This window comes from Photorhabdus sp. P32, assembly GCF_038085095.1.
Lineage (GTDB): Bacteria > Pseudomonadota > Gammaproteobacteria > Enterobacterales > Enterobacteriaceae > Photorhabdus > Photorhabdus luminescens.
Genome location: NZ_JAZGJN010000283.1, coordinates 45,409 through 67,837 on the forward strand (window position 1 = coordinate 45,409; position 22,429 = coordinate 67,837).

Consider the following 22,429-nt stretch of genomic DNA (forward strand, 5'->3'; position numbering starts at 1 on the left):
GCTGGCTCAACGTTGCAGCGGAGTACCGGGGGAAGCGCCCCTGTTTAGCGCGTTACTGAACTACCGGCATAGTACGCAGCCGGTTACCACGGATGGAACTATCAGCGGTATTGAATTCCTTAGCGGACAAGAGCGCACCAATTATCCGTTTGTCTTGTCGGTGGAGGATCTTGGTCACGCACTGGGGCTGACGGCGCAAATCGTTCAACCGATTGATCCGAAACGCGTGTGCGATTATATGCAACAGGCGCTGGAAAGTCTGGCAGAGGTGCTTGAGCAACGGCCTGAGACACCGGTACGGGCATTGAATATCTTGCCAACGGCAGAGAAGAAGCTGCTATTGGAGATCTGGAATGCAACCCAGGCGCCATATCCTGACCAGTGTTGTATTCACCGGCTGTTTGAACAACAGGCAGAAAAGACGCCTGACGCGATAGCGCTGATGTATGGAGAACATATTCTCAACTATGCTGAATTAAATGCTCGCGCCAACCAATTGGCTCACTGGTTAATTAGGCAGGGGATTCAGCCGGATGACCGGGTCGCTGTAAGGTTAGAGCGTTCTGTTGAACTAGTGGTGGCTCAATTGGCTATCCTCAAGGCCGGGGCCGTTTATGTGCCGATCGATCCCCGCGTGCCGGACGACCGGCAGCATTGGTTGATAAACGACTGTGCAGCCAAATTGTTGCTTACGGGTATCCCGGTTGAACTGGCCGCTATCAGGCAGGAAGATTACCGCAATCCTGACTTACCCCGCTCCAATACTGAGCTGGCCTATATCATGTATACCTCCGGCTCAACGGGTACGCCCAAAGGGGTGATGGTACCGCATCGTGCCGTGGTTCGGTTGGTGATTAATAACGGGTACGCCGACATCGGACCGGATGATCGGGTGGCGTTTGAAGCTAACCCGGCTTTTGATGCCAGCACCTTTGAAGTCTGGTCGCCATTACTCAATGGCGGCACGTTGGTAGTGATTGAACACTCCACATTGCTGATGCCTAAAGAATTTGTTCAAGCATTACAGACTTATCGCATTACCGTGCTGTGGCTAAGTGTCGGGCTATTTAACCAGCTGGCGACAGAGCTGTCCCCGGCTCTCCCGCAGCTCAAAATTCTGATTGTCGGCGGCGATGTATTGGACCCACATGTGATTAGACAAGTTCTGCGTGATAACCCGCCGCAACAGTTATTGAATGGCTATGGACCGAGCGAAGGAACCACCTTTACCGCGACATACCGTATCACTGCGTTATCTGCGGGGATGACGAAGATCCCCATTGGTCGACCGATAGCCAATACACGAGTTTATCTGTTGGATGCCAATGGTCAGCCGGTGCCGCAGGGAGCAACCGGTGAGATTTATATCGGCGGAGATGGAGTTGCTTGTGGCTATCTCAATCGTCCTGAACTGACCGCAGAACGTTTCCTGCCGGATCCATTTAGTGATAAGCCAGATGCCCGCCTGTATCGCACCGGGGATTTAGCCCGTTACCTGCCAGATGGTAATCTGGAATTCCTGGGCCGTAATGACCAACAGGTGAAAATTCGCGGTTTCCGTATTGAGCCGGGGGAAATCGAAGCCCGGTTGATGGAATACCCGACGGTGAGTGAAGCGGCTGTGCTGGCTCTGGGTGACGGTCAGGACAAACGGCTGGTGGCTTATGTCGTGGCAGAAGCGGATAAAGAATTAGTTAATAGTTTGCGTACTCACTTAAGTACGATTTTACCGGATTATATGGTGCCAGCCGCTTTTGTCTGTATGGATGCCTTTCCGTTGACGCCAAACGGCAAACTGGATCGCCGGGCATTACCAATGCCGGGGGAAGAAGATTTCGCCCGGCAGATTTACGCCGCACCATTAGGAGAGATGGAAACCACATTGGCCGCTATCTGGCGTGAATTACTGGGTGTTGAGCGGATTAGCCGGTATGACAACTTTTTTACACTGGGCGGCCATTCGTTGCTGGCGGTAAGAATGATAAACCGGATAGCGGCTTTAGGCATTGAATTGCCATTGTCCATGCTGTTTACATTCCCGTCTTTGATGACCTTTGCTGAAGCGATAAGTGCCCAGTTTGATGAATCGGATAGGATATTGCCTGCTATCGTTCCGCTATCCCGTGAAGGCCAATTGCCATTGTCATTTGCGCAACAACGCCTGTGGTTCCTGACGCAGTTTGACGGGGTGAGTGAGACCTATCATATTCCGTTGGCTTTACGTCTACATGGTCGGCTGGATATCGCTGCCTGGCAACAGGCGCTTGATACGCTATTTGCCCGTCACGAAGCGTTGCGTTCTGTCTTCATTGTCGTTGACGGCCAGCCGCAGGTAGCGTTGTTGCCGGCGGCATCTGGCTTGCCGATGAGAAAATATGATCTGCATGACGTGCCTGATGTGGATGTTCAGCTTGCATCTCTCTCTGCTCAGGAAGCCAATGAGACGTTTGATCTTGCCTGTGGCCCCTTAATTCGTTCCAGTCTGATACAACTGGCTGACGATGATCACGTCTTCTTGCTGACTCTGCATCATATTATTTTCGATGGTTGGTCTGTCAGCGTGTTAATGCGTGAATTGAGCGCTCTTTACACCGCGTTTCTAGCGAGGCAGCCAGATCCGTTGCCACCGTTGACCATTCAGTATCCTGATTACGCCGCCTGGCAGCGTCAATGGTTGTCGGCTGAACGTATACAGTCCCAATCTGACTATTGGCGTGAAAGGTTGGTTGATGCGCCGGTTCTCTTGGATTTGCCGACTGACCGGCCGCGGCCGCCTCAGCAGTCATTTACCGGGGCCTTATTGCCCATCAGCCTAGATGCGGAGTTAACCCAATCCCTCAAACGTTTGAGTGAACAACAAGGCGTCACGCTATTTATGACTCTGTTGGCGGCTTGGGCAACGGTTCTATCGCGTCTGTCAGGTCAGGAAGATCTGGTTATCGGTACGCCAAGCGCGGGCCGCAGTCGGCAAGAAGTAGAATCTTTAATCGGCTTCTTTGTCAATACTCTGGCGTTGCGTATGGATTTATCCGGTACGCCGAATGTGGCGGAATTACTGGCGCGTGTACGGCAAACTGCGCTGGCGGCTCAAGAGCATCAGGACCTGCCATTTGAACAGGTGGTGGAAATCGTGCAACCACCACGCCACTTGGCACACACCCCGTTGTTCCAGGTGATGTTTGCTTGGCAGAACAATGAGAACACAAAATGGCGGCTGCCGGGACTGGCGGTTTCACCAGTCGAGCAGGCGTTTAATGTGGTTAAGTTCGATCTTGAACTGAATTTGTTTGAGGTGGAAGGCCAGATTGTCGGTTATCTGAATTATGCCGCCGCTCTATTTGATCAACCGACCATTGAGCGACAAGTGGGCTATCTCCATACCGTACTGCGGGCGATGGCGGCTAACCCTCAACAGCCGGTCGGGAAAATTGATGTCTTGACCGTGGCGGAACGCAGGCTGTTATTGGAAACCTGGAACGCAACTGAAATGCCGTATCCTGCTCACTGTTGTATTCACCGGCTGTTTGAGCAACAGGTAGAGAAAAGCCCGGATGCCACAGCGCTGGTGTATGAAGGGCAAGCCTTCAGTTATGTTGAATTGAATGCCTGTGCTAATCGGCTGGCGCATCAACTGATTACGTTGGGTGTGGTACCGGATCAGCGGGTAGCAATCTGTGTCACAAGTTCGCCGGCACGGGTAATGGGGCTGCTGGCAGTACTGAAAGCCGGGGGGGCCTATGTGCCGCTAGACCCGGCTTATCCGGGGGAACGTCTGGTTCATATTTTAACCGATGCTGCGCCGACTATTGTGCTGGCGGATGATGCTGGACGTGCCGCGTTAGGCGAAAAAGTGCTGGCAGCGTTAACTGTGCTGGATCCGAATTCATTGCCCGACCAACCAGATAGTAACCCACAAGTACCGGTATTAACTCCACGCCATCTGGCGTATGTGATTTATACCTCTGGTTCGACCGGCATACCAAAGGGGGTGATGGTCGAACATCGTGGGTTGGTTAATCTTATTCAGGAAAAAATCTCTCAGTTTGATATTCATCCCGGTAGCCGGATGTTGCAATTTGCCTCATTTGGCTTTGATGCCAGCGTATGGGAAACCATGATGGCATTGTGCAGCGGGGCTACTTTGGCGATCCCTGCCGATACGGTTCGTCAGGAGCCTCGTTATCTCTGGCATTATCTGGAAGAGCAGGCGATAACTCATGCCTGCTTGACACCTGCCCTGCTCCGGGAGGGGATTGATTTGCCGGAGATGACAATAAGACCGACGTTGATACTCGGTGGTGAAGCACCCAGTGCAACGTTGCTTCAAGCACTATGTCGTCGGGCAACGGTGTTTAATGCCTATGGCCCAACGGAAATTACGGTGTGTGCCGCCACCTGGCGTTGTCCGTCAGATTACGCTGAGGGTGTCATTGCTATTGGGCGTCCGACAGCGAATACACAGGTTTATTTGCTGAATACTGACAGTCAGCCAGTGCCGTTAGGCGCGGTTGGCGAGCTGTTTATTGGCGGCGTGGGGGTAGCGCGCGGCTATCTCAACCGGCCTGACTTGACGGCGGAGCGTTTTCTGTCAGATCCGTTTAGTGGTGAACCCGATGCTCGGATGTACCGGACCGGGGATTTAGCCCGCTACCTACCAGACGGTAATTTGGAATTCTTGGGCCGTAATGACCAGCAGGTGAAAATCCGTGGTTTCCGTATCGAACCGGGGGAAATCGAAGCGCGATTACTGGAACACCCGGCGATAAGTGAAGCGCTGGTGCTGGCTTTGGGGGATGGTCAGGATAAACGGTTGGTGGCTTATGTGGCGGCAGAATCGGATGACCGGCTGGTGAACAACTTGCATGCTCATCTAAGAGCCATTTTGCCGGATTACATGGTGCCGGCGGCCTTTGTACGCCTGGATACTTTCCCGTTGACGCCAAGTGGCAAGCTGGATCGTCGAGCGTTACCTGCACCGCGGGAGGGAGCGTTTGCCCGTCAGGTTTATGAAGCCCCTAGAGGGGAAACAGAAATCCTGCTAGCTGCTATCTGGTGCGAGTTGTTGGGCGTTGAACAAATCAGTCGGCATGACAGTTTCTTTGCTCTGGGCGGCCATTCATTGTTAGCGGTACGGATGATTGAACGCCTGCGTAATGAGGGGTTAGTACTGGCGGTACGTGATTTATTCCAATCCCCAGTGTTATCTGAATTCGCCCAAACAGTAGGGCAATCACAGGTGGTAGTCGTGCCGGCGAATGTCATTACTCCGGCGATTACGCAACTTACACCCGAGATGTTGCCGTTGATTGATCTGTCTCAGTCTGAGATTGACCATATCATTGAACAAGTACCGGGTGGGGTTGCCAATATTCAGGATATCTATGCCCTGTCGCCGTTGCAGGACGGTATCCTGTTCCACCATCTGCTGGCGAATAAAGGTGATCCGTATCTATTGGTCAGCCAAATGACTTTTGCTGATCGTTCATTATTGGACCGTTATCTGGCGGCAGTGCAACAGGTGATTAACCGCCACGATATCCTGCGGACCGCCTTTGTTTGGCAAGAATTATCAACGCCGGTACAAGTGGTTTGGCGTCAGGCGCAATTGTCAGTCACTGAACTGACACTAGACCCAATTGATGGGCCGGTCCGTGATCAGTTAGCTCAACATTTTAACCCACGTCACTATCGTATTGATCTGCAACGAGCCCCCTTGTTGCACTTTACAGTGGCGCAGGAGGACGATGGCCGTTGGAGCGTGCTGCAATTGCTGCATCATCTGATTGGCGACCATACGACGCTGGAAGTGATGAACGGTGAGGTTCAGGCTTATCTTACTGGACAGGAAGAGAACTTGCCTGCGCCAGTCCCTTTCCGCAATTTGGTGGCACAAGCCCGGTTGGGGGTAAGTCAGGCCGAACATACTCGCTTCTTTACTGACATGCTGGCCGAAGTGGACGAACCAACGTTGCCATTCGGGTTGGCGGAGGTGCATCAGGATGGTTCGCAGGTGACGGAATCGCACCGGATGTTACCCGCTACGTTGAATGACCGCCTTCGTAGCCAGGCCCGGCGTCTGGATGTCAGTCTCGCGGCATTATGCCATCTGGCCTGGGCACAAGTCTTATCATGTACCAGCGGACAGGCGAAAGTAGTGTTCGGCACCGTACTATTTGGGCGGATGCAGGCCGGGCAAGGGGCTGACAGCGGCATGGGGCTGTTTATCAATACCTTGCCGTTACGGCTGGATATGGATGATACCCCGGCGCAGGACAGTGTACGGTTAGCCCATACCCGGTTAGCCGGATTGCTGGCGCATGAACATGCATCACTGGCACTGGCTCAACGTTGCAGTAGGGTGCTAGGGGAAACGCCCCTCTTTAGCTCATTACTGAACTACCGGCATAGTGCGCAGCCGGTTACCACGGATGCCATCATCAGCAACATTGAATTCTTAGGCGGGCAAGAGCGCACGAACTATCCGTTTGTCTTGTCGGTGGAGGATTTTGACCACTCATTGGGGTTGACGGCGCAAATTGTTCAACCGATTGATCCAGAAAGAATATGTGGTTATATGCAACAGGCTCTGGAAAGTCTGGCAGAGGCGCTTGAACAGCAGCCAGAAACACCGGTACGAGCACTGAATATCTTGCCAGCGGCAGAGAAGAAGCTGTTGTTGGAGACCTGGAATGCAACCCAGGCGCGGTATCCTGACCAGTGTTGTATTCACCGGCTGTTTGAACAACAGGCAGAAAAGACGCCTGATGCGATAGCGCTGGTGTATGGAGAACACGTTCTCAACTATGCCGAATTAAATGCTCGCGCTAACCAACTGGCCCACTGGTTAATTGGGCAGGGGGTCCAGCCGGATGACCGTGTCGCTGTGCAGTTAGAACGTTCTGTTGAACTGGTGGCGGCTCAGTTGGCTATCCTCAAGGCCGGGGCCGTTTATGTGCCTATCGATCCCCGAGTGCCGGACGAGCGGAAGCATTGGCTGATAAACGACTGTGCAGCTAAATTGTTGTTTACGGATATCCCGGTTGAACTGGCCGCTATCAGTGAGGAGTATTACCACAACCCTGACTTATCTCGCTCCAGTACTGAACTGGCCTATATCATGTATACCTCCGGCTCAACCGGTACGCCTAAAGGGGTGATGGCGCCGCATAGGGCTGTGGTTCGACTGGTCATCAATAACGGGTACGCCGACATTGGACCGGATGATCGGGTGGCGTTTGAAGCTAACCCGGCTTTCGATGCCAGCACCTTCGAAGTCTGGTCGCCGTTGCTCAATGGCGGCGCACTGGTCGTGATTGATCACGCCACATTGCTGACGCCTAAAGAATTTGTTCAGGCATTACAGATTTATCGCATTACCGTGCTGTGGATGAGTGTTGGGCTGTTTAACCGGCTGGCGACAGAGTTGTCCCCGGTTTTTCCACAACTCAAAATCCTGATTGTCGGCGGCGATGTGCTGGATCCGCAGGTGATGGCGCAAGTTCTGCGTGATAACCCGCCGCAACAGTTATTGAATGGCTATGGGCCAAGTGAGGGCACCACCTTTACCGCGACATACCGTATCACTGCGTTGCCTACGGGGATGACGAAGATCCCCATTGGTCGACCGATAGCCAATACGCGGGTCTATCTACTGGATGGCAATGGTCAGCCAGTACCGTTGGGGGCGGAAGGGGAAATTTATATCGGCGGAGATGGGGTTGCTTGTGGCTATCTGAATCGTCCTGAACTGACCGCAGAACGCTTTCTTGCGGACCCCTTTAGCGATAAACCGGGAGCACGGATGTACCGTACCGGAGATTTAGCCCGTTACCTGCCGGACGGTAATCTGGAATTCCTGGGCCGTAATGACCAGCAGGTGAAAATCCGTGGTTTCCGTATTGAACCGGGGGAAATCGAAGCCCGGCTGATGGAACATCCGGCGGTGAATGAAACGGTTGTGCTGGTGTTGGGCGACGGGCAGGACAAACGGCTGGTGGCTTATGTGGTGGCAGAAGCAGATGAGACGTTGGTTAACCATCTGCGTACTCATTTAAGTACGGTGTTGCCGGATTATATGGTGCCGGCCGCTTTTGTCTGTCTGGATGCCTTCCCGCTGACGCCGAATGGCAAGCTGGACCGTCGGGCGCTACCGGCACCGGGGGAAGAGGATTTTGCCCGGCAAATTTACGCTGCGCCATCAGGAGAGATGGAAACCACATTGGCGGCTATCTGGCGTGAATTACTGGGTGTTGAGCGGATTAGCCGGTATGACAACTTTTTCGCCCTGGGCGGCCATTCGTTGTTGGCGGTGCGGATGATAAACCGGATAGCGGCGTTGGGGATTGAATTACCGCTGTCCACACTGTTTACATTCCCGTCTTTGATGGCCTTTGCTGAAGTGATGAGTGCCCAGTTTGACGAGCCGGGCAGGATATTACCTGCCATCGTTCCGCTATCCCGTGAAGACCAATTGCCGTTATCATTTGCGCAACAGCGTTTGTGGTTCTTGGCCCAGTTTGAGGGAGTGAGTGATACTTATCATATTCCTCTGGCCCTGCGTTTGCGTGGTTGGCTGAATATTGCCGCCTGGCAGCAGGCGCTTGATACCCTATTTACCCGCCATGAAGCATTGCGCTCTGTTTTTGTTACCGTTGACGGCCAGCCGCAGGTGGAATTGTTGCCGGCAGAATGGGGCCTACCGATAAGAAAATATGATCTGCATGACATGTCTGATGTGGATGCGCAGCTTACCTCTCTCTCCGCTCAGGAAACTAATGCGCCATTTGACCTTGCCCGTGGCCCATTAATTCGTTCCAGTCTGGTACAACTGGCTGACGATGATCACGTTTTCTTGCTGACCCAGCATCATATTGTTTCCGATGGTTGGTCTTTAGGGATACTGAAATCAGAACTAGAGGCGCTTTATTCGGCTTACTTGAACCAACAACAAGACCCATTGCCACCGTTGACGATTCAATATCCTGATTACGCCGCCTGGCAGCGCCAATGGTTGTCGGCAGAACAGATACAATCTCAATCTGATTACTGGCGCACCAAGCTGGCTGACGCGCCAGTTTTACTGGATTTGCCAACTGACCGGCCACGTCCGCCTCAGCAATCATTTGCGGGAAATATGTTGCCCGTCAGTTTCGATGCGGAGTTAACCCAATCCCTTAAACGCCTGAGTGAGCAACAGGGCGTCACGTTATTTATGACCCTGTTAGCTGCCTGGGCAACGGTTCTATCGCGTCTGTCAGGTCAGGAGGATCTGATTATCGGTACACCGAGTGCCGGTCGCAGTCGGCAGGAAGTGGAATTTTTAATCGGCTTCTTTGTCAATACGCTGGCGTTGCGGATGGACTTATCCGGTGCCCCGAATGTGACTGAGTTGCTGGCGCGTGTGCGGCAAACTGCGCTGGCAGCACAGGAGCATCAGGACCTGCCATTTGAACAAGTGGTGGAAATCGTGCAGCCACCGCGCCGACTGGCGCATACCCCATTGTTCCAGGTGATGTTTGCCTGGCAGAACAATGAGAATACGGAATGGAGGCTGCCGGGACTAGTGGTTTCACCGGTCGAGCAAGCTTTGGATGTGATTAAGTTCGATCTTGAGCTGAATTTGTTTGAGGTGGAGGGCCGAATTGTCGGTTATCTGAATTATGCCGCCGCCCTATTTGATCAAGCGACCATTGAACGGCAGGTGGGCTATCTCCATACCGTGCTGCGGGCGATGGCGGCAAATCCTCAACAGACGGTTGGAAGAATCGATATTCTGACAGCGGCAGAGCGCAGGCTGTTGCTGGAAACCCGGAATGCCATTGAAACACAATATCCTAAACAGCTATGTATTCATCAATTATTTGAACAACAGGTGGAGAACGCGCCTAATGAGACGGCAGTGGTGTATGAAGAACACACCCTCAGCTATGCCGAGCTCAATGCCCGCGCTAACCGGCTGGCGCATCAACTGATGGCGTTGGGAGTCGAACCGGACCAACGAGTGGCGGTTTGTGTCTCACGATCACTGGCAATGGTGGTGGGAGTATTGGCGGTGCTGAAAGCCGGGGGGGCCTACGTGCCGTTAGATCCGGTCTATACCGGTGAGCGTCTGGCACATATCCTGACCGATGCTGCTCCCGCTATTGTACTGGCTGATAACATCGGGCGGGATGCGCTGGGAGAGGACACGCTGGCAGGGCTGACGGTACTTGACCCGAACAGTCCGCCTGATCAGCCGGACAGTAACCCACAAGTGCCGGCATTGACGGCACAGCATCTGGCCTATGTGATTTACACCTCGGGTTCGACCGGCATGCCGAAAGGGGTGATGGTGGAGCATCGTCATATCCTGCGTTTGTTCGACGCCACTGAATCCTGGTATCACTTCAACCGGCAAGATATTTGGTGCCTGTTCCATTCCATTGCGTTTGACTTCTCGGTATGGGAATTATGGGGAGCCTTACGCTACGGCGCTAAATTGGTGTTGGTTCCGCACGCGATTGCTCGTTCACCCCAGGAGCTGCATCAATTTGTGTGTCAGCACGGTATCACCGTATTGAATCAGACTCCCAGCGCCTTCAAAGCCTTGATTGCCAGTTATATCGCCAATCCATTGCCTGACTGTTTGCGCTATGTCATCTTTGGCGGGGAAGCGCTCGATCCGAGTATTTTGAAGCCGTGGTATGCCCTGCGTGAAGAGACATTGCCTCAGTTGGTGAATATGTACGGTATCACGGAAACCACCGTTCACGTCACTTACCGGGCACTGAATCGCCATGATGTGGAACAGACCACAAGTCCTATTGGCACGCGGATCTCGGACTTAACCCTCTATCTGCTGGATAAATATGGTCAGCCAGTACCGTTAGGCGCCGTGGGTGAATTATATGTTGGCGGAGGGGGTGTGGCACGGGGTTATCTCAATCGTCCTGAACTGACCGTGGAGCGTTTTCTATCTGATCCGTTCAGTAGTGAACAGGATGCCCGGATGTACCGGACCGGGGATTTGGCCCGCTACCTGCCAGACGGCAATCTGGAGTTTCTAGGTCGCAATGACCAGCAGGTGAAAATTCGTGGTTTCCGTATTGAGCCGGGAGAAATCGAAGCCCGATTGCTGGAACACCCGGCGGTGAGAGAAGCGGTCGTGCTGGCGCTGGATGATGGTCAGGACAAACGGCTGGTGGCTTATGTCGTGGCAGAAGCGGATGAGGCGTTGGTTAACCACCTGCGTACTCATCTGAGTGGGATTTTACCGGATTATATGGTGCCGGCCGCTTTTGTGCGTCTGGATACCTTCCCGTTGACCCCGAACGGTAAGCTGGACCGTCGGGCGCTGCCGGTACCGGGAGAGAATGCCTTTGCTCGTCAGGTTTATGCAGCGCCGCAAGGCGAGGTGGAAACCCTATTGGCTGTTATCTGGGGCGAGTTGCTAGGTATTGAACAAATCAGTCGGCACGACAGCTTCTTTGCTCTTGGCGGCCATTCGTTGCTGGCAATGCGGATGATTGAACGTCTGCGTAATGCGGGGTTAACGCTGGCGGTGCGTGATTTATTCCAATCCCCGGTGTTATCGGCATTTGCCCAAACAGTAGGACAATCACAAGCGGTGGTAGTGCCGGCGAATGTCATTACCCCAGCAACTTCAGTACTCACCCCCGAAATGTTGCCGTTGATTGAGCTGACTCAAACTGAGATTGACCATATCGTTGAACAAGTGCCGGGTGGAATAGCTAATATTCAGGATATTTATGCCCTGTCCCCGTTACAGGACGGTATTCTGTTCCATCATTTACTGGCGAATAAAGGCGATCCGTACCTATTAGTTAGTCAGACAGCCTTCGCTGACCGATCTCTGTTGGACAGTTATTTAGCGGCAGTGCAACAGGTGATTAACCGCCATGACATCCTGCGTACTGCTTTTATCTGGCAAGGGTTATCAGCGCCGATTCAGGTGGTCTGGCGTCAAGCGCCGTTATCAGTGACTGAATTGACGTTGGATTCCGCAGATGGACCGGTTTATGAACAACTCATTCAACGTTTTGGCCCGCGTCATCATCGCCTCGACTTGAGCCAAGCGCCCTTGCTGCGCTTTATGGTGGCGCAAGAAGCGGATGGTCGCTGGATTGTACTGCAATTGCAGCATCATCTGATTGGCGACCACACGACGCTGGAAGTGATGAACCGCGAAGTTCAGGCGTACCTCACCGGGCAGGAAGAGAGCCTGTCGGCACCCGTTCCTTTCCGCAACTTGGTGGCTCAAGTCCGGTTGGGCGTGAGCCAAGCCGAGCATACCCGCTTCTTTACTGATATGTTGGCAGAGGTGGATCAACCGACATTGCCATTCGGATTGACAGAAGTACATCGAGATGGTTCGCAGGTGACGGAATTGTACCGGATGTTGCCCGCCATACTGAATAACCGCTTGCGTAGTCAAGCCCGACGTCTGGGCGTCAGTTTGGCGGCATTGTGTCATCTAGCTTGGGCACAGGTCTTATCGCGTATCAGTGGACAAGAGAAAGTGGTGTTCGGCACTGTGCTGTTTGGGCGGATGCAGGCCGGGGAAGGCGCTGACAGCGGCATGGGACTGTTTGTCAACACCTTACCGTTACGACTGGATATAAATGATACCCCAGTGCAGGACAGCGCACGGTTAACCCATACCCGGTTAGCCGAATTGCTGGCGCATGAACATGCTTCATTGGCACTGGCTCAACGTTGCAGTGGAGTGCCGGGGGAAACGCCTCTGTTTAGTGTTTTGTTGAACTACCGGCATAGTGCACAGCTGGTTACCGTAGATGAAACCAGCAGCGGTATAGAATCCTTTAGCGGGCAAGAACGTACCAACTATCCGTTTGTGCTGTCGGTGGAAGATTTTGGTCACGCTTTGGGATTGACCGCCCAGGTCGTGCAACCGTTTGATCCGGAAAGGATATACGGCTATATGCAACAGGTGTTGGAAAGTTTGGTGGAAGCACTTGAACAGGCCCCGGAAACACCAGTGCGGACGTTGGAAATTTTGCCTGAAACTGAACGCACATTGTTATTAAAAACCTGGAATGCGACTGAAACTGTCTACCCTGAGCAGTTATGTATCCATCAATTATTTGAACAACAAGTGGTGAAAAACCCAGATGCTACGGCACTGGTGTATGAAGAACAGACGTACAGCTATGCGGAACTGAATACCCGTGCTAACCGACTGGCCCATCAACTAATTACGTTGGGTATTGCGCCAGACCAGCGAGTAGCGATTTGTGTTACACGTTCACTGATGATGGTTGTGGGCTTACTGGCGGTGTTGAAAGCGGGCGGCGCCTATGTTCCACTGGACCCGGCTTACCCGAGGGAACGTTTGGCGTATATTTTAACTGATGCGGCACCGGTTGTTTTACTGGCGGATAATGTTGGATGTGTCGCTCTGGGTGAGAGCGCTTTGGTAGGGCTGACGGTACTTGATCCGAATATGCTGCTTGATAAGCCGGATAGTAACCCGCAAGTGACGGCACTGACTGCACAACATCTGGCGTATGTGATTTACACCTCCGGTTCCACTGGCACACCAAAAGGCGTGATGGTTGAGCATCGTGGGCTGGTTAATCTTATTCAGGATAAAATCGCCCAATTTGGCATTCATTCGGGTAGCCGGCTGTTGCAGTTTGCCTCATTGAGTTTTGATGCCAGTGTTTGGGAAATCATGATGGCATTGGGAAGTGGGGCCAGCTTGATAATAGCTACCGATATCATTCGTCAGGACCCACTTCGTCTCTGGCATTATCTGGAGCAACAGTCAGTGACTCATGCCTGTCTGACCCCGGCTTTGCTTCGGGAAAAGACCGATTTACCGAAAATGACGATAAAACCGACGTTGATACTCGGTGGTGAAGCACCCAGCGCAATGTTGCTTCAAGCACTGAGTCGTCGGGCAACGGTGTTTAATGCCTATGGCCCGACAGAAATCACGGTGTGTGCGACGACCTGGCGTTGTCCGCCAGACTACACAGATACGTTAGTGCCTATCGGCCATCCGACGACGAATACCCAGATTTATTTGCTGGATACTTACGGCCAGCCAGTGCCTTTGGGGGCAGTGGGTGAGTTGTATGTTGGTGGTGCAGGTGTGGCGCGTGGTTACCTTAATCGTCCTGAACTGACGGCTGAACGCTTCTTAGCTGACCCGTTTAGTGAGATGCCGGGTGCGCGGATGTATCGGACCGGGGATTTGGCCCGCTACTTACCGGACGGCAATCTGGAATTCCTGGGCCGCAATGACCAGCAGATCAAAATCCGCGGTTTCCGTATTGAGCCGGGGGAAATCGAAGCCCGACTGATGGAACACCCAATGGTGCAAGAGGCTGTGGTATTGGTGCTAGGTGATGAGCAGGACAAACGGCTGGTAGCTTATGTGGTGGCAGAAGCGGATGAGGCGCTGGTTAACAGTCTGCGTACACACTTGAGCGCAGTCTTACCGGATTATATGGTGCCGACGGCTTTTGTACGCTTGAATGCCTTCCCGCTGACCCCGAACGGTAAGCTGGACCGTCGAGCATTACCGATACCGGGAGAAGAGGCTTTTGCCCGGCAAATTTACGCCGCGCCATTAGGAGAGATGGAAACCACATTAGCCGCTATCTGGCGTGAATTACTGGGTGTTGAGCGGATTAGCCGGTATGACAACTTTTTTGCACTGGGCGGCCATTCCCTGTTGGCGGTACGGGTGATGAACCGAATAGCGGCGTTGGGGATTGAATTGCCGTTGTCCATGTTATTTACATTCCCTGTTTTGACCGCTTTTGCCGAAGCGATAAGTGCGCGGTTTGATGAGTCTGGCGAGATATTGCCCGCCATCGTTCCACTATCCCGTAAGGATCAATTACCGTTGTCATTTGCGCAACAACGACTGTGGTTCCTGACGCAGTTTGAAGGGATAAGTGAGACCTATCATATTCCGTTAGCCCTGCGTTTACGTGGTCGGCTGGATATCACTGCTTGGCAACAGGCGCTTGATACACTGTTTGCCCGCCATGAAGCGTTACGCTCTGTCTTCGTTGCTGTTGACGGCCAGCCGCAGGTGGAGTTGCTGCCAGCGGCATTAGGTCTGCCGATGAAAAAATATGATCTGCGTAAGGCACTTGATGTGGATGCGCAGTTTGCGTTTCTCTCTGCTCAGGAAGCCAATGCGCCGTTTGATCTTGCCCGTGGCCCATTAATTCGTTCCAGTCTGGTACAACTGGCTAATGATGAACACGTTTTCTTGCTGACCCTGCATCATATTATTTTCGATGGCTGGTCTGTCAGCGTATTGATGCGTGAATTGAACACCCTTTACACCGCTTTTCAGGCGGGGCAGTCAGACCCGTTACCACCGTTGACAATTCAGTATCCTGATTACGCCGCTTGGCAGAGCCAGCGGCTATCGGCTGAACGCATACAGTCTCAATCTGATTATTGGCGCACGAGGTTGGCTGACGCACCGGTATTGTTAGATTTGCCCACTGACCGGCCACGCCCAACTCAGCAGTCGTTTGCCGGGAATATCTTACCCGTCAGTCTGGATGAGGAGTTAACCCAATCTCTCAAGCGCCTGAGTGAGCAACAAGGCGTCACGCTATTTATGACCCTGTTGGCAGCTTGGGCAACGGTTCTATCGCGTCTGTCAAGTCAAGAGGATCTGATTATCGGTACCCCAAGCGCGGGCCGCAGTCGGCAAGAAGTGGAATCTCTGATTGGCTTCTTTGTGAATACACTGGCATTACGTATGGATTTATCCGGTGCGCCGGATGTGGCGGAATTGTTGGCGCGTGTGCGGCAAACCGCGCTGGCGGCACAGGAACATCAGGACCTACCGTTTGAACAGGTGGTGGAAATTGTGCAACCGCCGCGCCGACTAGCGCATACCCCACTGTTCCAGGTGATGTTTGCCTGGCAGAACAATGAAAATAAGGACTGGACGTTACCCGGACTGACCATTTCACCCGTCGGGCAAGCTTTTGATATGGTTAAGTTTGATCTTGAATTGAGCCTGTCTGAGGTGGACGGCCGGATTGTCGGTTATCTGAATTATGCCACCGCCCTGTTTGATCAAGCGACCATTGAGCGGCAGGTGGGTTATCTCCATACCGTACTGCGAGAGATGGCAGCTAACCCTCAACAGCCGGTTGGGAAAATCAATATCCTGACCGTGGCGGAACGCAAGCTGTTACTGGAAACCTGGAATTCAACCCAGACGCCATATCCTGATCAGACATGCATCCACCGGTTGTTTGAACAACAGACAGAGAAAACCCCTGATGCAGTAGCGTTGGTGTATGAAGAACGCATTCTCAGTTATGCCGAATTAAATGCTCGTGCCAATCGACTGGCCCGCCAGTTAATCGAACAGGGTATCCAGCCGGATAACCGGGTCGCAGTGCTGTTAGAGCGTTCTGTTGAACTGGTCGTGGCTCAGTTGGCTATTCTCAAAGCCGGAGCCGTTTATGTGCCGATCGATCCCCATGTGCCGGACGAACGGAAAAACTGGCTGATAAACGACTGTTCAGCCAAATTATTGCTCACCGATATTCCGGTTGATCTGGCAATTCCCCAACTTTGTCTGGCCGATGAGATGAGCGATATCAGGGAAGAAGATCATCGCAATCCTGACTTACCCCGCTCCAGTACCGAGCTGGCATACATTATGTACACTTCCGGCTCGACCGGCACGCCGAAAGGAGTAATGGTGCCACACCGTGCGGTGGTTCGACTGGTGATTAATAATGGGTACGCTGACATCGGGCCGGATGATTGGGTGGCGTTTGCGGCCAACCCGGCTTTCGATGCCAGCACCTTTGAAGTCTGGGCGCCATTGCTCAATGGCGGCGCGCTGGTAGTGATTGATCACGCTACATTGTTGACGCCTAAAGAGTTTGTTCAGGCACTACAGACTTATCGTATTACCATACTGTGGCTGAGTGTCGGGCTGTTTAACCGACTGGCGGCAGAGTTGTCTCTGGCGCTGCCACAAATCAAAACCCTGATTGTCGGCGGCGATGTGCTGGATACGCATGTGATAGCACAGGTTTTGCGTGATGGCCCGCCTCAACAGTTATTGAATGGTTACGGACCGAGTGAGGGTACGACCTTCACCGCGACATACCGTATCACTGCGTTATCCGCGGGAACGCCGAAGATCCCCATTGGTCGACCAATAGCCAATACGCAGGTTTATCTGTTGGATACCTATGGTCAGCCAGTGCCGCAAGGAGTAACTGGTGAGATTTATATCGGCGGGGATGGAGTTGCCTGTGGTTACCTTAATCGTCCCGAACTGACGGCGGAACGCTTTCTCGCGGACCCCTTTAGCAGTAAACCGGGAGCACGGATGTACCGCACCGGAGATTTGGCCCGTTACCTGCCAGACGGCAATCTGGATTTCCTGGGCCGTAATGACCAACAGGTGAAAATCCGTGGTTTCCGTATTGAGCCGGGGGAAATCGAAGCCCGGTTGATGGATCATCCGGCGGTGAGTGAAGCGGTTGTGTTGGCGCTGGGTGACGGGCAGGACAAACGATTGGCGGCTTATGTGGCGGCAGAAGCGAATGAAGAATTGGTTAACCATCTGCGTACTCACCTGAGCGCCATTTTACCGGATTATATGGTACCGGCAGCGTTTGTACGTCTGGATACCTTCCCGTTGACGCCAAACGGCAAACTGGACCGTCGGGCATTACCGGCGCCGGGGGAAGAAGCCTTTGCCCGGCAAATTTATGAAGCGCCGCAGGGAGAAACAGAAATCCTATTGGCCGCTATCTGGAGCGAGTTGTTGGGCATTGAACAGGTGAGTCGACACGATAGCTTCTTTGCGTTGGGCGGTCATTCATTGTTAGCGGTGCGGATGATTGAACGTCTGCGTAATGCGGGGCTAACATTGGCGGTACGTGATCTGTTCCAATCCCCGGTGTTGTCCGCATTTGCCCAAACAGTAGGGCAGTCTCGGGCAGTGGTGGCGCCAGCGAATGTCATCACCCCGGCGACCATAACGCTTACACCAGAGATGTTACCGTTAATTGAGTTGGCCCAATCTGAGATTGACCATATTGTGGAACAAGTGCCGGGTGGAATTGCCAATATTCAGGATATCTATGCCCTGTCTCCATTGCAGGACGGTATTCTGTTCCATCATTTACTGGCGAACAAGGGCGATCCGTATCTGCTGGCTTATCCTATGAGTTTTGCTGATCGTTCGTTGCTGGATTGTTATTTGGCGGCGGTGCAACAGGTGGTTGATCGCCATGACATCCTGCGTACCGCCTTTGTCTGGCAAGGACTATCCGTTCCGGCCCAGGTAGTCTGGCGTCACGCGCCGTTATCAGTGACTGAATTGACGTTGGATCACGTAGATGGACCGGTTTATGAACAACTGATTCAACGTTTTGATCCGCGTCAGCATCGTCTTGATTTGAGCCAAGCGCCGCTGTTACGTTTTGTTATTGCACAGGAAACGGATGGTCGCTGGATTGTACTGCAATTGCAGCATCATTTGATTGGCGACCATACCGCAATGGAGGTGATGAACCGAGACGTTCAGGCGTACCTTGCCGGACAGGGGGAGAGTTTGCTTATCCCGGTTCCTTTCCGCAATTTGGTGGCTCAGGCCCGGCTGGGGATGAGTCAGGTCGAACATACTCGCTTCTTCACCGATATGTTGGCAGAGGTGGATCAACCGACGTTGCCATTCGGGTTGACGGAAGTACATCGGGATGGCTCACAGGTAGCGGAATCGCACCGAATGTTGCCCGCTACGTTGAATGACCGTTTACGTCATCAGGCCCGGCGTTTGGGCGTCAGTTTGGCGGCGTTATGTCATCTGGCTTGGGCACAGGTATTGTCACGTACCAGCGGACAGGCAAAAGCGGTGTTCGGCACCGTGCTATTTGGACGGATGCAGGCAGGAGAAGGGGCTGACAACGGCATGGGACTGTTTATCAATACTTTGCCGTTACGACTGGATATGGATGATACCCCGGTGCAGGACAGTGTACGGGCAGCGCATACCCGGTTAGCCGGATTGCTGGAGCATGAACATGCGTCACTGGCGCTGGCTCAACGTTGCAGTGGGGTACAAAATGAAATTCCACTCTTCAGTGCCTTGTTGAACTACCGGCATAATGCGCCGATGGTCATCGCGGATGAAATTAGCAGCGGCATTGAATCCTTGGGCGGTCGAGAGCGCACTAACTATCCGTTTGTCTTATCAGTGGAAGATTTTGGTAATGCATTGGGACTGACGGCGCAAATCGTTCAACCAATTGATCCGGATAGGATATGTGGGTATATGCAACAGGCGCTGGAAAGTCTGGCAGAGGCGCTTGAACAACGGCCAGAGACACCGGTACGGTCGCTGAATATCTTACCGGCAGCGGAGAAGAAGCTGTTGCTGGAGACCTGGAATGCAACCCAGACGCGGTATCCTGACCAGTGTTGTATTCACCGGCTATTTGAACAACAGGCAGGAAAAACCCCTGATGCGATAGCGCTGATGTATGGAGAACATATTCTCAGCTATGCGGAATTAAATGCCCGTGCTAATCGGCTGGCTCGCCGGTTAATCGGGCTAGGGATTCGGCCAGACGATCGCGTGGCTGTGCTGTTAGAGCGTTCTGTTGAACTGGTGGCGGCTCAATTGGCTATCCTCAAGACTGGGGCTGTTTATGTGCCGATCGATCCCCGTATGCCGGGCGAACGGCAGCGTTGGCTGATAAGCGATTGTAAAGCCAAATTATTGCTTACGGATATTCCCGTTGACCTGACGATTCCCCTGTTTTGCTTTGCCGATGAGGTGGACGACATTGAGGAAGAAGGTTACCTCAATCCTGATTTACCCCGCTCCAGTACCGAGCTGGCTTATATCATGTACACCTCCGGCTCAACTGGCACGCCAAAAGGGGTAATGGTGCCGCATCGGGCGGTGGTTCGGCTGGTCATTAATAACGGGTACGCTGAAATCGGGCCGGATGATCGAGTGGCATTTGAGGCTAACCCGGCTTTCGATGCCAGCACCTTTGAAGTTTGGGCGCCGTTGCTCAATGGCGGCGCATTGGTGGTGATTGATCACGCTACTGTGTTGACGCCGCAGGAGTTTGTCCAGACATTGCAAACCTATCGAATCACGGTTATGTGGTTGAGTGTCGGGCTGTTTAACCGGTTGGCGACAGAGTTGTCTCCAGCTCTTGCGCAGCTCAAAATCCTGATTGTCGGCGGCGATGTACTTGATCCGCATGTGATGGCGCAAGTTCTGCGTGATAGCCCTCCTCAACAGTTATTGAATGGTTACGGGCCGAGTGAGGGCACTACCTTTACCACTACCTACCGCATCACGGCATTATCACCGGGAATGACCCAAATCCCTATTGGTCGACCGATAGCTAACACGCGGGTTTATCTGCTAGATGCCGATGGTCAGCCGGTGCCACAGGGGGTAACCGGTGAGATTTATATCGGCGGAGATGGGGTTGCCTGTGGCTATCTCAATCGTCCTGAGCTAACGGCAGAACGCTTCCTTGTTGATCCATTTAGTGATTCACCTAATGCCCGCATGTATCGAACTGGGGATCTGGCCCGTTACCTGCCGGATGGTAATTTGGAGTTCCTTGGCCGTAACGATCAGCAAATTAAAATCCGTGGTTTCCGTATTGAACCGGGTGAAATTGAGGCTCGATTGGTAGAACACCCAACGGTACAAGAGGCCATTGTGTTGGTGCAGGGTGATGGACAGGACAAACGTTTGGTCGCTTATGTCGTGGCACAGGAAGATAAAGGACTGGCTAATAGCTTGCGTACTTACCTGAGTGCCATTTTACCGGATTATATGGTGCCTTCGGCTTTTGTGCGTCTGGATGATTTTCCGTTGACTCCTAACGGTAAATTAGATCGTCATGCGCTACCAGCCCCGAGCAATGAAGCTTTTGCTCGTCAGGTTTATGAAACGCCACAAGGAGAAACGGAAACCATATTAGCGGCTATCTGGCGTGAATTACTGGGCGTTGAGCAGGTCAGCCGGTATGATAATTTCTTCGCCTTGGGTGGTCACTCACTGTTCGCTATGCGGATGATAAATCTTGCAGCTAATCATGGTGTTATTTGCACATTGAATGATCTGTTCCAATTCCCTGTTCTGTCTGACCTGGCAGCAAAAATGACATTAGATCAGCTATCTCAACCGCTGAACCGTGCAATATTAGTGCGATCTGACGGAACAGGTCGGCCGTTATTCTTTGTGCCTAGCGGGATGGGTGATTATTCCTATGTGTTCGGGTTGTCTCAACATCTTCATTCAGGCTACCCAATTTATACGTTGCCCTGGCCATCCATTAGTGAAGCGCCGATGTCGACGATGGAAGCGCAGGCAACAAGGATGATCAACTTTATGAAAGTGGTTCAACCAGAAGGCCCATATCGGATATGCGGTTACTCTTCCGGTGGCATATTAGCTTATGCGATTGCCCAGCAACTTCTGTATTCCGGTGAAGAGGTTAATTTCCTCGGTCTGATAGACACGCCTGCTCCTCATTATTACAGGCAGCAGATAACGCCGCCAAAACTTCAATTTCTTATTGAGTTGGCAAGGCAGGCAGAGGATGGAGATATTGAAGAAATTGCAGCATTGTACCAGCGAATTGATAAGTTAAATTTGGTGCAGCTTATCGAAACGGCGCAGAAATTGTCGTTATATCCGGCAAATCCGCGTGCTGATTTAATCGCAAGGCGTTGGGAGCAGATAGAAAATTATGCACAAATAGTCAGAAACTATGAGCCGCAAGTATTGGCGATAACGCTGCATCAATTCTATGCAACGGAACTTTCTCCACCTGCCCCTGTTGTTATGGAAACTAAAGTTATGGATGTTGAACCACAGTCTTTAAATAGGGATCTGTCGTTAGGTTGGGCGCAGGTATTGCCTGATTCTTCGCTTCGGTTAATTCCAATTTCGGGTAACCATTTTAGTCTGTTGGAAAATAATGAGGATAAAGTCGTTTTAGTTCGAGCTTTAAATATGGCGTTGGCGGTCAGTTGTGACGAGGAGGTTCAAAGAGACTAAACGATCTTATATCCGTATGATAATCCGGCATATATAACTTATGCCGGATTTTTTCTATGTGTGTTTTAAAGAGCGTGTTATCTGTTTTTCCTCAAACATATTATTTCATTATAAAATTATTTTTTATGGTTTGTGCATTTGCATAAAATTTGTATAAAGCATGAATAAGTGCAAATGATTGTACCTATACTAAACATCGCCGTGACCTGAATGGTTGTTGATGGTATATTTTCGCGATGTTTCGGTATTGAAGGTAGTCACTTTTTACATTGTGTACCAATTTTAGTGCCAAACTTTAATGGATTGACGAGATAATAATTTAAATCGTTATTTTTAGTTGAATATCAAACTCCTTCA

Annotated in this window: 1 protein-coding gene (cut by a window edge); it reads left to right on the forward strand. The window is 52.2% G+C overall.

What is annotated here, in order from left to right; translation table 11 throughout:
* Window positions 1-22,072: the final stretch of a non-ribosomal peptide synthase/polyketide synthase gene (locus V2H77_RS17015; RefSeq protein ID WP_341499746.1), read on the forward strand. 26,975 nt of this gene lie to the left of the window's left edge; 22,072 of the gene's 49,047 nt are visible here — the last part of the coding sequence; its start codon lies beyond the left edge, outside the window; the stop codon is at window positions 22,070-22,072.
* Window positions 22,073-22,429: the final 357 nt, after the last annotated feature.